This window comes from Pseudomonas salomonii (genome assembly GCF_900107155.1).
GTDB classification, from domain to species: domain Bacteria; phylum Pseudomonadota; class Gammaproteobacteria; order Pseudomonadales; family Pseudomonadaceae; genus Aquipseudomonas; species Aquipseudomonas salomonii.
In genome coordinates, this window is sequence record NZ_FNOX01000001.1 from 509,233 (window position 1) to 522,607 (window position 13,375).

10 protein-coding genes are annotated in these 13,375 nt (G+C 58.0%); 6 read left to right on the top strand and 4 right to left on the bottom strand.

What is annotated here, in order from left to right:
* The first annotated feature begins 3 nt into the window (after positions 1 to 3).
* From BLV67_RS02505 to BLV67_RS32015, 5 genes are all read left to right on the top strand, one after another.
* Entirely contained in the window at positions 4 to 582 is a 579-nt protein-coding gene (locus tag BLV67_RS02505; protein WP_069786147.1) for an RNA polymerase sigma factor, read from the top strand.
* On the top strand, positions 579 to 1,556 hold the full coding sequence (locus BLV67_RS02510; RefSeq protein ID WP_069786148.1) for a FecR family protein: 978 nt from the start codon (positions 579 to 581) through the stop codon (positions 1,554 to 1,556). Before BLV67_RS02505 ends, BLV67_RS02510 begins: the two co-directional genes overlap by 4 nt.
* A gap of 275 nt (positions 1,557 to 1,831) precedes the next feature.
* Positions 1,832 to 4,072: a TonB-dependent receptor gene (locus BLV67_RS02515; protein ID WP_065912654.1), complete on the top strand. Its 2,241-nt coding sequence runs from the start codon at positions 1,832 to 1,834 to the stop codon at positions 4,070 to 4,072.
* A gap of 145 nt (positions 4,073 to 4,217) precedes the next feature.
* Positions 4,218 to 5,585: a DUF2599 domain-containing protein gene (locus tag BLV67_RS02520; protein ID WP_083269302.1), complete on the top strand. Its 1,368-nt coding sequence runs from the start codon at positions 4,218 to 4,220 to the stop codon at positions 5,583 to 5,585.
* A 61-nt stretch (positions 5,586 to 5,646) separates the two neighbouring features.
* Entirely contained in the window at positions 5,647 to 6,861 is a 1,215-nt protein-coding gene (locus BLV67_RS32015) for a DUF2599 domain-containing protein (protein WP_083269303.1), read from the top strand.
* A 51-nt stretch (positions 6,862 to 6,912) separates the two neighbouring features.
* Here BLV67_RS32015 and BLV67_RS02530 read toward each other — a convergent pair whose 3' ends face one another.
* Both BLV67_RS02530 and yejK read right to left on the bottom strand, forming a co-directional pair.
* Entirely contained in the window at positions 6,913 to 7,275 is a 363-nt protein-coding gene (locus BLV67_RS02530) for a glutaredoxin family protein (protein ID WP_065912658.1), read from the bottom strand.
* The gene (gene yejK / locus BLV67_RS02535) at positions 7,275 to 8,279 is read right to left on the bottom strand and encodes a nucleoid-associated protein YejK (RefSeq protein ID WP_003171997.1); all 1,005 of its coding nucleotides are present in this window, start codon (positions 8,277 to 8,279) and stop codon (positions 7,275 to 7,277) included. The genes BLV67_RS02530 and yejK overlap by 1 nt, the downstream gene beginning before the upstream one ends.
* 397 nt (positions 8,280 to 8,676) lie before the next feature.
* Here yejK and BLV67_RS02540 point away from each other — a divergent pair, with 397 nt between their 5' ends.
* On the top strand, positions 8,677 to 8,958 hold the full coding sequence (locus tag BLV67_RS02540; protein WP_003188840.1) for an HU family DNA-binding protein: 282 nt from the start codon (positions 8,677 to 8,679) through the stop codon (positions 8,956 to 8,958).
* 82 nt (positions 8,959 to 9,040) lie between these two features.
* On the opposite strand, the gene rlmF is transcribed toward BLV67_RS02540, so the two are convergent.
* The gene (gene rlmF / locus BLV67_RS02545) at positions 9,041 to 10,060 is read right to left on the bottom strand and encodes a 23S rRNA (adenine(1618)-N(6))-methyltransferase RlmF (protein WP_065912659.1); all 1,020 of its coding nucleotides are present in this window, start codon (positions 10,058 to 10,060) and stop codon (positions 9,041 to 9,043) included.
* Between the two features lie 170 nt (positions 10,061 to 10,230).
* The gene (locus BLV67_RS02550; RefSeq protein ID WP_065912660.1) at positions 10,231 to 13,077 is read right to left on the bottom strand and encodes a valine--tRNA ligase; all 2,847 of its coding nucleotides are present in this window, start codon (positions 13,075 to 13,077) and stop codon (positions 10,231 to 10,233) included.
* Between the last annotated feature and the right edge of the window lie 298 nt (positions 13,078 to 13,375).

A 13,375-nucleotide genomic window follows, 5' to 3' on the forward strand; every position in this document is an offset into this window, starting at 1 on the left:
GTGATGATGATCAGCACGCCACCCGAATCCCAGGACAGCCCGCACACCGATGCGGCCGGTGGGCGTGCGCATTTTTTGCAGGTGTTTTTGTCCCAGCGTTCGCAAATGGAAGCCCTGGTCAGTCGCCGAGTGGGGTGTCGCGCCACGGCGGCTGATTTGGTACAGGATCTATTCCTGCGCTTCTGGCGCCGCCCGCTGGTGCAGGTCGAAGAGCTCAGCACTTACTTGCTGCGCTGCGCCGGCAACATCGCCATTGACCACTTGCGCAGCGAAGGCGCCCGCGTGCGCAGCAGCGAAGGCTGGCTGCCGGAGCAGCACGACCATCAGGGCTGCGAACCCCAGGCGGCGCTCGAAGCGGGCAATGATCTGCGCCATGTCGAAGCCGCCTTGCGCAGCCTGCCGGAGCGCACACGGCAGATTTTTTTGCTTAACCGCATCCATGGCCGCAAGTACGCAGAAATCGCCAGGGCCATGGGCTTGTCCCAAAGCGCCGTGGAAAAACATATGATGCGTGCCCTCGAAGCCTGCAAGGCCAGCCTTCGCGAACCACTGCCCCCACGCACGCCAGGGAAAGCACCGTGAACGTCACCCCCACGCCCGCCCAGGAACAGGCCGCGCTCGACTGGCTGAGCCTGTTGCACGACCAGCCCAGCAGTGGCGACCAGGCCACGTTCAGCCGCTGGTTGCGGGCAGATCCTGCCCACGTCGAGGCCTATTCCCAGGCCCAGGTGTTGTGGGAGTTAAGTGAAGTACCGGCGCGCACACTGGCGGGCGAAGACGCCGTGGCCTTGCAGGGCTACCTCAACGCGATGAACAGCTCCAAACGTTCGCGCACCCTGCGCTGGTCTGGCGCCTTGGCCATGGCCGCGTGCCTGCTGGTGATGGTGTCGATGGGCGCCGGTTGGCAGCCGTCGCGTTGGGTGGATGATTTCGGCGCCGATTACGTGACCGCGCCGGGTGAGGTGAAGACCGTGACCCTGGCCGACCAGTCCCAAGTGACCCTGGATGCCGACAGCGCCATCGCCGTGGATTTCCGCCATGGTGAGCGGCATATCCGGCTGCGTCGCGGTGCCGGTTTTTTCAGCGTGACCCACACCGGCCAGTCCTTTGTGGTCGAGGCCGGCAGCGGCGAAGCACGGGTGTTGGGCACACAGTTCGAAGTGCGCCTGCAACCGGCTGGCGCGCAGGTGACGGTGTTGTCCGGTCGGGTTGGCGTGACGCCATCCAGGCAGGGCCAACAGCAAATTCTGACCGCAGGCCAGCAAGTGGCTTACGCCGACGGTGTGGCCGAAGCGATGCACGCGGTCGACAGTGAATCCCGCCTGGCCTGGCGTGACGGTTGGCTCAATTACTACAAGGCGCCGTTGGCTGACGTGGTCAAGGACCTGAGCCGTTACTATCCGGGGCGCATTCTGTTGCTGAACGATGAGATGGGCGCCAAGCGTGTCAGCGGCAGTTTTCCGAGCAAGGACCCAGTGGCGGTTTTGAATGCCCTGCAGGCGGTGCTGGGGTTTGAACAGCACTCACTTTTGGGCCGCATGATTGTGTTGCGCTAGACACGAGCGGTTTGCTGGCCACCTTCTTTTACAACTATTTTCCTCGCGATCATTTCCTGCCGGCAGTTACAGGCCAGGTATCACGCTGCCTGTAGATCCTTCACTTAACCTTCATCCTAATTGCCAAAACCTGTCACCAAACCGTTACACGCGCCAAGGATCATCCTCGGATTCCTGAGCAGATGGTCAGGAAGACTGGCATCGCCGTTCACCCGGTTCTGACAGCCAGTACCGCCCTCCATAACAACAGATAGATGCACGTAAGGGATCTACTTGTGAAGATCAACACACTCTCTGCCCTGCTTTTTGCATCGGGCCTAGGTAGCTTTGCGCCATTGGTTTTGGCAGACACCACGCAGGACGTCGGCTCGGTGGACATCGCCGGCAAACAGACCCTGGGCAACGGCCACATGATCCGCGAAGAAAGTGCCAAGGCGCGGTCGACGGTGACCAAGGAAGCCATGGACCAGATGTCGTCGACCGCCAACGCCATCGACAAGCTCAAATACACGCCGGGCATCAACGTTTCCAGTGATGACGCCAGTGGCACCAGCGGCACCAACTTCACCATGCGCGGCATGAACTCCGACCAGATCGGGGTTTCCGTCGATGGCGTGCCGATCAACGATTCGGGCAACTACAGCGTCTATTCCAACCAATTGGGCGACCCGGAAAACCTCGCGGAAGTGTTTGCCACCCAAGGCTCTTCGGAAGCCGACGGCCCGCACATCGGCTCCAGCGGTGGCAACATCGGCATGATCACCCTTCGGCCGACCAAAGAAGCCGGGGTGTTTGCCAAGCAGATCGTCGGCGCCAACGACTTGCGCAAGACTTTCGTGCGGGTCAATACCGGTGATTTTGGCGGCCTCAAGACCTGGGTCTCGGCCTCGCACCTGGAAGGCGACAAGTGGCGCGGCAAAGGCACGCTGCGCAGCGACAAGGTCGAGTGGAGCAGCCTGTTTGAAGACGGCAGCGGCAACTCCACACTGGCCACGATCAAGTACAACAACCAGGAAAACTACAACTACAACTCCTTGAGCAAGTCGCAGTTCGACACCGACGGGCGGCGCAAGGATTACTCGGAAACCCCGGTGTACAAGTCCGGTTTGCTGTCGTCTTCCTACAAGCTCAACCGCAACCCCTTCGAAAGCGTCAACGCCACGCTCACCCAGCGCTGGCAGCTGCAGGACAACCTGGCGCTGACGGTCACGCCTTATTACTACTGGGCCAACGGTGGCAGCTTCAGCGGCCAGACCGCGTCGAACCTGGGGCCGAAGTCCGACAAGGCCGGCAACTATGACCTGAGCAACCTCAAGTCGCTCAACTACTACCGCCCTTCGTGGACCGAAACCTGGCGCCCGGGCGTCACCGCCAAAATGAAGTGGGACATCAACGAAGCACACAGCCTGGACTACGGCTACTGGTATGAGCGCGCACGCCAGCGCCAGAGCCAGCCGTTTATCGGCATCAACGGTGAAGGCGCACCCGATGATGTGTGGGGCGACTACAACGGTGGCGGCCAGGTGGTCGACAAGAACGGCGCGACGGTTCAAGGCCGTCATTACTACACCATCACACCGTCGCAAAAGCTCTGGGTGCAAGACAGCTGGCAAGCCACGCCAGACCTGAGTTTTGTCGGCGGCGTGGCCTACCAGTACGTCGAGCGCGACGGCAACAACCTGGGCAGCCTGTACGACAAACCGGAAAAACGTAACACCCGTTACCACCAGTTTCTGCCGAACTTCAGCGCCAAGTACCAGGTCGACGAGAGCAACCAGGCGTTCTACAACGTCACCCGCAACATGCGCACGCCGCCGAACTACGTGCTGTACAACAAGGGCGACTCGGTAAGCCTCAAGCCCGAGCTGAGCTGGAACCAGGAACTGGGCTGGCGCTTCACCGAAGACGATATTGCGCTGAGCGCGACGCTGTTCTACATCAGCTTCAAGGACCGTCAGTTGTCGACCACCGACCTCAACGGCGACTACGCGGTGATCAACGTCGGCAAAGTCGACAACAAAGGCCTGGAGCTGGAGTGGAGCGGGCTGTTGCCGCATCACTTCAACTACTACGCGTCCTACACCTACACCCAGTCGGAACAGAAAGACAATCTGCTCAGCAAGAACGTGTTGTTGCCCACCGCCGGCAAGCAACTGGCCAACGTGCCGGAAAACATGTTCAACCTGGTGTTTGGCTACGACGACTCGCGTTTTTACGGCAACGTGGCGGGCAAATACGTCGGCAGTTTCTACGGCGATTTGACCAACGACGAAAAAATCTCCGGGCGCACTGTGGTGGACCTGAATGCCGGTATCTACTTGCCGGTGGACAAGAAGGTGATCAAGTCTGCGACCTTGCGGCTGTCGATGCTTAACGTGTTCGACAAGGAATACCTGAGCTCGGCGCGCACCGTATCGTTCAACTCGGCGCCGGTAAACGGCCTGGCGCCAAGTACGGCGTATTACAACGTGGGCGAGGAGCGCACGGCGATGGTGTCGTTGGAGGCTAACTTTTAACGTCCAGGCTGGACGAACCTGTTATCGGGGGAGTGTCGCGCTGGCTGACCGGCAAGCCAAGGTCGGCGAGCGCTATCTTATAACTGCGCTCTCTGACACTGTGAAAGTTGGCAGTGCGTAGTTTTTCTCAGTGTTATTCGGAATAATGATTACAAATTTTTATGGCTATTTGGTTTGGCTGACTGTTAGTTTTAACAGTAGAAATGCGCCTGCTGGTGCGGTTTTATTAGGTGTGATTTTACTCCTCCGCTACCAGCAGGTTCATACAATGCGAAGAACAATAATTTGTTATATTGGGCTTGTTTTTTTTGGTTTTTTGGGAAGTCCCGCGAACGCTCAGTATTTGACTCATGACCAGGTGGGCGCCGCGGCTGTATTTGACATGTCTGCAGCTTACAATAAAGAAGTTGCTGATTGCGGAACGCCTAAGCGCCCAAGTTTTTTATGTTCTGGTGTGTTTTTACGTGGCACTGTGTATTCTGACGCTTATCGATTTTGGAACTATGGGCCTGCGTCAGTTCAAGCCACCGCCTTTTCCTGGATACGCAAGGACGCAAAGTTGCGTCAATTAGCGAATGATCATCGGCATGGATATATCATGCGTGCAATGTTCGATATCCCTGCTGACTACCTCAGGCTTGATGTGTTGTGTGCATTTCCGTTGGATGCCGCGTCAGCCTTCCGAACTGACAACGGTTGTGGAGACTCGGACAAAACGGTCCAAATAGAACGTAGTTGCCAAGTTGCTAATATCACGACAGCGGAGGCTTGGCTAAAAGATTACCTGGACAATAAAAAATCCTATCATCGGCAGTGCGGGTTTGATGTGAGTCCCTCCGTGGCTGCCGGGGCGGTTGCCTTTATGCAATTTGTAAATACGCATCAGCTTGAGGAGGTGAGGAACCAGCATTTTGGTACTGTGGGTTATAGCAATAACGAAGTCCGAATAAAGTCCTGGCCTCAAAGCGATGGCAGTCGTGTGCCGATCTGGGCGATTTTCTGGATCAGCCAGGACCCTGTAACGGGTGCTCCGTCAGAGGCTGGAAAAGCGGAAGCGCAAAAAGATCAGATGGCTCTGTATGAAGATTCCGGCCATTTCCGCCCGATCATCAGATTGACGCTGCCGAAGACGCCAGCCGACGATGCAACGTTCTTCTACTCGCCCGCTGACCAAGCCCCGCTGGATAAAGTGATGTGTCGCCGATTTGTCGATAAGGCGCGATGGGTGAACCGGCCTGATTCGGACGTGAAGGCTAACCGCTGGACATTGGAAATTACGCCAACCGATTGCGGCAGGTTAAGTCAAGCGAACCAGACTGATAAGTTCTATGCGGAACTGGTTGCCAACTATTCAAATGACCCTCAGTGGATCGCAGAGAATAAAGGCGGTATGCGGCGGCAATTGGTCTGTGTGTTGACGAATTATCGTACAAAGGACGTTTATAACCTTGAACCCTTCAGGCCTGATGTGTCGCAGGAGCAAGCTGTCGCCGCAGGGTGTAATCCTTTCTGAACATGAAGTGCTGTGAACAGAGCGCGAGTGCTTGCTTTCAATTAATAGTGAAGACATCGTTATGAAAAAAACTAATTGCACGGTGGCTGTTTTGTGTGTCAATGCACTGTTTACTAGTATTTGGGCAGGATGCGTTTTTGCTGACGTCACCGGCGATGCAGTCGGTCAGCAAGTTGCCGCTGATTTGACGATTCGTTACAACGATACCCGTATGTACTTTAGTCGTAATTCGATACCCGGGTTTACGGTAAACGGTGCGATACTCAGGGCAACCACACCCTCCGCAGCTTATAAGTTTTGGGACCCCAGTCCCAACACCAAAGCCAGCGGTGGCTGGTCATATTCCTATCTTCGGCGAGATGCCAAGTTCAAACGCCTGGTGCGTCATGAAAACAATGGGAACTTTGTTTACCCACCACTGCTGACGCCCCCCGATAAAAAACCTGTGCAGGTGCTCTGCGCATTCCCGGAAGACGGCGTATCTGATAGGCGCACTGCACAAGGTTGCGGTGTGAATACCTTGGCAACTTCAGATAGTCGCGTTTGTTATGAACAGGGCATTATCAACGCTGATCAGTGGGTGACCAAACATCTAAAGGATGGCCACGCCAACGTTAATCAGTGTGCCTTTAATGTGCGTGACGAGGCGAATGAAAAAGGTACGCAGTCATTCCAGGCATTTATCGAGGTGCTCAGCAAGGATACGACCCTGTTTGATCAACAGAATGAAATGCGCCTGGCTACATGGGATTCAACCCAGCCCAAGACGCTGCCCATCCAGGCGTTGTTTTACCTGGCGGGTGGTTTGCCAGATGCGCGATTTGATCAGAAGGACTTTCTCGGTGCTGCAGGCATTTGCCTGCCGATCATTCAACTGTCCTTGCCACAGACACAGGCTCAAGACGCTAGGTTCGTGTACCTGCCAGCTGACCAGCAGTGCTCACCTACCCCGTCTGCTCAGTACATTCAGTCGGCCGTCTGGGTGCAAAGACCCGACCCAGGCAGTCGTAATAGGATTGAGTGGAGCCTGTCCGTCACGCCCACGCAATATGGCAGGGATGCCCAGGCTGATAGAACCGAAGCGGTTTACGCTGAACTGGAGAAAAAGTTCGGGAACGATCCGCAGTGGAAAAACAACGACAATGGCAGCATGCGCAGGCAATTGGTCTGCCATTACCGTATCGCGCGGGGCAAAACCCCCTGGAACCTTGAGCCTCGTCGTAAGGACACCACAGAGCAAGTGGCCGAGGACAACGGTTGCAACTCGTCGTACTGAAGTGATGAGCGTTTGGCTGGCAAGGCATTCGTTAGAACGCCTTGCCAGTCACTAAAGGGCAGTGGAGTCTAGCGCCTTCATTATTGCGCGGGCGTCAAAATCCCGAATCAACGTGCCATTGACCTCCACAAATGGAATCCCGCCGCCACCCAGCGCCTCATACACCTTGCGCGCCTGGGCATCCTTCTCGATATCGAATGCCTGGTACGGCACCCCTTTCTGGTCCAGAAAGCGCCGGATCTGCTTGCAGTAGCCGCACCACTCGGTGGAGTAGAGCACCACGCGCGCCGAGGCGCGTACCTGCTCCGAAACCACCTGCGAGGGGTTGAACAGCCGCTCGATCTTGCCCCAGTTCTGGATGACTACCACCACCAGCAATACCAGCAGGACTTTCTTGAGCACCCCGCCCAGCATCAGTTGCGACGCTTGAGCTGGTCGGTCAGTTGGGTCGGCAGGCCCTTGATGATCAAGGTGCCGGCGGCTTCGTCGTATTCGATCTTGTCACCCAGCAGGTGCGCTTCAAAGCTGATGGACAGGCCTTCAGCGCGGCCGGTGAAGCGGCGGAACTGGTTGAGGGTGCGTTTGTCGGCCGGAATTTCCGGTGACAGGCCGTAATCCTTGTTGCGGATATGGTCGTAGAACGCTTTTGGCCGATCTTCATCGATCAAGCCCGACAGTTCTTCCAGGCCCATGGGCTCGCCAAGCTTGGCCTGGCTGCTGGCGTAGTCCACCAGGGTTTTGGTTTTTTCGCGGGCGGACTCGTCCGGCAGGTCTTCGCTTTCAACAAAGTCACTGAAGGCCTTGAGCAGGGTGCGGGTCTCGCCCGGGCCGTCGACGCCTTCCTGGCAGCCAATAAAGTCGCGGAAGTACTCCGAGACCTTCTTGCCGTTCTTGCCCTTGATAAACGAGATGTACTGCTTGGACTGCTTGTTGTTCTGCCACTCGGAGACGTTGATGCGCGCCGCCAGGTGCAACTGGCCCAGATCCAGGTGGCGCGACGGGGTCACGTCCAGCTCATCGGTCACTGCCACGCCTTCGCTGTGGTGCAGCAGGGCGATGGCCAGGTAATCGGTCATGCCTTGTTGATAGTGGGCAAACAGCACGTGGCCGCCGGTGGAGAGGTTGGACTCCTCCATCAGCTTTTGCAGGTGCTCGACCGCCGTGCGGCTGAAGGTGGTGAAATCCTGGCCACCGTCGAAATACTCCTTCAACCAGCCGCTGAACGGGTGCGCGCCGGACTCGGCATGGAAGAAACCCCAGGCCTTGCCTTGTTTGGCGTTGTAGCTCTCGTTGAGGTCGGCCAGCATGTTCTCGATGGCGGCGGATTCGGACAGCTCCGAATCGCGGGCATGCAGAACTGCAGGTGTGCCGTCGGGTTTTTTGTCGATCAGGTGAACAATGCAATGACGGATCGGCATAGGCTTCTCGGCTGGTTGAAGGGGAGCGGTGGGCCTCCCCCAAAAGTCGCCCAGTGTACCGCACCCATTGGCCAAGACGCGCCTGCAAGGCAGTTTTGCACGACCTCCGACGGCCCATATGCCTTTTTTTCACGGTTTAGAGCGATAAAGCTGACCAAATGGGTATGTTGAGGCGGATATTTCCCCGTCTCTGTGCTAGTTTTGCCCCGTCTTACGCCAAGTCTCGGCGTTAAGCGTGCATTCAGCATCTGTCAGGTCGAACCAATCCCCGTTTCAAGCATCTATAACCCCGATCTCCGTGGTTGTAGGCCTGGGGTGCCAGGCCATGACGGTCGGGCTCGACGGCTGACACTGCACTCTGCAATCCATATGAATTTGATAGGGAAGGAACACCACAATGGCTATTACTAAAGACCAACTGATCGCTGACCTGGCTGAAGCAGTAGACGCACCGAAAACCACCGTGCGCGCTCTGCTGGACCAACTGAGCCAAGTTGTTGCTGATCAGCTGGAAAACGGCGGCGAAATCACTCTGCCAGGCGTTGGCAAACTGAAAGTGACCGAGCGTCCAGCCCGTACTGGCCGTAACCCTTCGACTGGCGCTGCCATCGAAATCGCTGCCAAGAAAGTTATCAAGCTGGTTGTGGCCAAAGGCCTGACCGACGCTGTTAACAAGTAAGACGCAGCAAAAAAAAACCGTGCCTCGGAGCGATCCGGGCACGGTTTTTTGTTGCCTGCGATGTGTGCAGGGCTTTCTGTGGCTAGTCGCGAACCCAGCGCTGGCGCCAGATCTGCTGCTCGTTCTTGGTCTGGAAGGTCCAGGCCACAAAACGGCTTTGCTTCTGGCCCTGGGACATCTCCACCACCTGGCTTTCCAGCACGCCGGCTTTTTTCAGGGCTGTCTCGATCGCTGGCAAGTTCGACGCTTTTGACACCAGTGTGCTGAACCACAGCACCTTGTGAGCAAAGTGCGCGCTCTCGGCGATCAACTGCGTCACAAAACGCGCTTCGCCACCTTCACACCACAACTCCGCCGATTGACCGCCGAAGTTCAGCACCGGCAGCTTGCGCTTGGGATCGGCCTTGCCCAGCGCACGCCATTTGCGCTCGCTGCCCTTGGTGGCTTCGTCCATGGACGCGTGGAAGGGCGGGTTGCACATGGTCAGGTCAAAGCGCTCACCCGGCTCCAGCAAGCCCAGCAGGATCTGCTTGGGGTTGGGCTGCTGGCGCAACTGGATGACCTTGCTCAGGTCATTGGACTGCACGATGGCCCTGGCGGCGGCCACCGCGATAGGGTCGACCTCGGAGCCGAGGAAATTCCAGCGGTACTCCATATAGCCGATCAGCGGGTAGACGCAGTTGGCGCCCATGCCGATGTCCAGCACCTTGACGATGGAGCCGCGTGGAATCTTGCCGTCGTTGACGCTGGCCAGCAGGTCGGCGAGGAAGTGCACATAGTCGGCACGCCCCGGTACCGGCGGGCAGAGGTAATCCTGCGGGATATCCCAATGCTGGATGCCATAGAACGACTTGAGCAGTGCCCGGTTGAACACCCGCACCGCGTCCGGGCTGGCGAAGTCGATGCTCTCTTTGCCATACGGGTTGATGATCACGAATTTCGCCAGTTCCGGCGTGGTCTTGATCAGCGCCGGGAAGTCGTAACGGCCTGTGTGGCGGTTGCGCGGGTGCAGGGTAGCCTCTTTGCGCGGCGCGACGGGCTTGGTCGGGGCGGCGGTTTTAGGCTTCTTGCGCGGAGGCTTGGGTGTGCTGGGGGCGGTCATTGGCTGCGTCGATTCTGGGTTTTTTTCAAAAGTGGCGGGTATTGTCACACATTCCGAAGTTGACCTCGGTTTAAATGTGGGAGCGGGCAAGCCCGCTCCCATCCTGATTGGGTTTTCAAACCCCCAGAAAAAAGAGACCCGAAGGTCTCTTTTTTCACACAGTTTCCAGCTTACAGACTGGAAATCCGCGCATGTTGCTCGGCCAGTTTGCCCAAAGCCTGTTCCGCTTCAGCCAACTTGGCACGCTCCTTATCGATCACCTCAGCCGGCGCCTTGTCGACAAACGCCGCGTTGGACAGCTTGCCGCCCACTCGCTGCACTTCACCTTGCAGGCGCGCGATTTCCTTATCAAGACGCGCCAGCTCAGCGCCCTTGTCGATCAAACCGGCCATCGGCACCAGCACTTCCATCTCGCCAACCAATGCAGTGGCAGACAGCGGTGCATCTTCATCGGCAGCCAACACGGTGATCGACTCCAGCTTCGCCAGCTTCTTGAGCAGCGCATCGTTCTCGGTGAGGCGACGCTGATCTTCGGCACTGGCATTCTTCACAAACACTGCCAACGGCTTGCCCGGCCCGATGTTCATCTCGGCACGGATGTTACGCGTGCCCATCATCAGGGTCTTGAGCCATTCGATATCACTTTCGGCCGCCTCATCGATGCGCGCTTCATTGGCCACCGGCCAAGGTTGCAGCATGATGGTCTTGCCTTCGATACCGGCCAGCGGCGCGATGCGCTGCCAGATCTCTTCGGTGATGAACGGCATGAACGGGTGCGCCAGGCGCAGCGCCACTTCGAGTACGCGCACGAGGGTGCGGCGGGTGCCGCGCTGGCGTTCGATCGGCGAGTTTTCGTCCCACAGCACGGGCTTGGACAGTTCCAGGTACCAGTCGCAATACTGGTTCCAGATGAACTCGTACAAGGCCTGTGCGGCCAGGTCGAAACGGAACTGGTCGAGTTGGCGGGTCACTTCGGCTTCGGTGCGCTGCAACTGCGAGATGATCCAGCGATCGGCCAGGCTCAGTTCGACGGCTTCGCCGTTCTGACCGCAGTCTTCGCCTTTATCCAGCACGTAGCGCGCGGCGTTCCAGATCTTGTTGCAGAAGTTGCGATAGCCTTCGACGCGGCCCATGTCGAACTTGATGTCGCGACCGGTGGAGGCCAACGAGCAGAAGGTGAAACGCAGGGCGTCGGTGCCGTAGCTGGCGATGCCGTCGGCGAACTCGTCGCGGGTCTGCTTCTCGATCTTCTTCGCCAGTTTCGGCTGCATCAGGCCCGAGGTGCGTTTTTGCACCAGGGTTTCCAGGTCGATGCCGTCGATGATGTCCAGCGGGTCCAGGACGTTGCCCTTGGACTTGGACATCTTCTGGCCCTGGCCATCACGCACCAGGCCGTGCACGTACACGGTCTTGAACGGTACTTGCGGCGTGCCGTCTTCGTTCTTCACCAAGTGCATGGTGAGCATGATCATCCGGGCAACCCAGAAGAAAATGATATCGAAACCGGTAACCAGCACGTCGGTGGAGTGGAATTTCTTCAGGAACTCGGTCTGCTGTGGCCAGCCCAGGGTCGAGAAGGTCCACAAGCCCGAGCTGAACCAGGTGTCGAGTACGTCGTTGTCCTGTTGCAGGGCGATGTCCGCGCCGAGGTTGTGCTTGGCACGCACTTCGGCTTCATCGCGACCGACATAGACCTTGCCCGACTCGTCGTACCAGGCCGGAATGCGGTGGCCCCACCACAGTTGACGGCTGATGCACCAATCCTGGATGTCACGCATCCACGAGAAGTACATGTTTTCGTACTGTTTAGGCACGAACTGGATGCGGCCGTCTTCCACGGCAGCAATCGCAGGCTCGGCCAATGGTTTGGTGGACACGTACCACTGGTCGGTCAGCCACGGCTCGATCACCGTGCCGGAACGGTCGCCCTTCGGCACTTTGAGGCCGTGGTCGTCAACACTCACCAGCAAACCGGCGGCGTCAAACGCAGCAACGATCTGCTTGCGCGCTTCAAAACGGTCGAGGCCGGCGTATTCGGCCGGGATCTTGCCGTCGATGCTGTCGTTAAGCGTGCCGTCCAGGTTGAACACCTGGCAGGCCGGCAACACGGCGGCGTTTTTGTCGAAGATGTTCAGCAGCGGCAGATTGTGGCGCTTGCCGACTTCGTAGTCGTTGAAATCGTGGGCCGGGGTGATTTTCACGCAGCCGGTGCCGAACTCGGGGTCGCAGTACTCGTCCGCAATGATCGGGATACGACGGCCAACCAGCGGCAGCTCAACGAATTTGCCGATCAGCGCCTGGTAGCGCTCGTCGTTCGGGTTAACTGCAACGGCGGCGTCACCGAGCATGGTTTCCGGACGGGTCGTGGCGACGATCAGGTAGTCGTTGCCCTCGGCGGTTTTGGCGCCGTCGGCCAACGGGTACTTGAGGTTCCACAGGAAGCCTTTCTCGTCGTGGTTTTCCACTTCGAGGTCGGAAATTGCCGTGTGCAACTTGGTGTCCCAGTTGACCAGGCGCTTGCCGCGGTAGATCAGGCCGTCTTCATGCAGGCGCACGAAGGCCTCTTTCACCGACTCCGACAGGCCGTCGTCCATGGTGAAGCGCTCGCGGCTCCAGTCCACAGACGAACCCAGGCGACGGATCTGACGGCTGATATTGCCGCCGGATTGATCTTTCCATTCCCAGATCTTTTCCAGGAATTTCTCGCGGCCCAAGTCGTGACGGTTCTGGCCGGTGGCTTCCAGCTGGCGTTCCACCAGCATTTGCGTGGCGATACCGGCGTGGTCGGTACCCGGTTGCCACAGGGTGTTGCGGCCCTGCATGCGGCGGAAACGGATCAACGCATCCATGATCGCATTGTTGAAGCCATGGCCCATGTGCAGGCTGCCAGTGACGTTCGGTGGCGGAATCATGATGGTGTAGGACTCGCCCGCGCCTTGCGGGGCGAAATAGTTCTCGGACTCCCAGGTGTTGTACCAGGAAGTTTCAATGGCGTGCGGCTGGTAGGTCTTATCCATGCGCGGCGGGACCCTATTGGCATTTATTCAGGAAAAGCCGGGAAGTATAGCGGGGATGAGCCAGCGCGCGTAGGGCGAGGTGATGGGCGATGTAAAAAACTGCATCACCCGGTTGAACTCGATGTGGATTACACAGGCTGGCACTCTCTTTTTGAGCGAGGGTAATTGTTACGTAAGCCCATTCTGGCAATACGCTGCTGTTCAGACCGATTTAGCCCCGTGAAATGGGCGCTTGGTCGCTGGTACCGCACGCTGAGTCATTGTGCTTCGCGCGTCACCAGCTACCGTGCGACCAGAC

What these genes read in the sequence shown, in the direction of transcription:
- BLV67_RS02550 (WP_065912660.1), bottom strand. Translation starts at nt 13,077, where the DNA reads ATGGATAAGACCTACCAGCCGCACGCCATTGAAACTTCCTGGTACAAC.
- BLV67_RS02530 (WP_065912658.1), bottom strand. Translation starts at nt 7,275, where the DNA reads ATGCTGGGCGGGGTGCTCAAGAAAGTCCTGCTGGTATTGCTGGTGGTG.
- BLV67_RS02505 (WP_069786147.1), top strand. Translation starts at nt 4, where the DNA reads ATGATGATCAGCACGCCACCCGAATCCCAGGACAGCCCGCACACCGAT.
- BLV67_RS02520 (WP_083269302.1), top strand. Translation starts at nt 4,218, where the DNA reads ATGATTACAAATTTTTATGGCTATTTGGTTTGGCTGACTGTTAGTTTT.
- yejK (WP_003171997.1), bottom strand. Translation starts at nt 8,279, where the DNA reads ATGCCGATCCGTCATTGCATTGTTCACCTGATCGACAAAAAACCCGAC.
- BLV67_RS32015 (WP_083269303.1), top strand. Translation starts at nt 5,647, where the DNA reads ATGAAAAAAACTAATTGCACGGTGGCTGTTTTGTGTGTCAATGCACTG.
- rlmF (WP_065912659.1), bottom strand. Translation starts at nt 10,060, where the DNA reads ATGACCGCCCCCAGCACACCCAAGCCTCCGCGCAAGAAGCCTAAAACC.
- BLV67_RS02540 (WP_003188840.1), top strand. Translation starts at nt 8,677, where the DNA reads ATGGCTATTACTAAAGACCAACTGATCGCTGACCTGGCTGAAGCAGTA.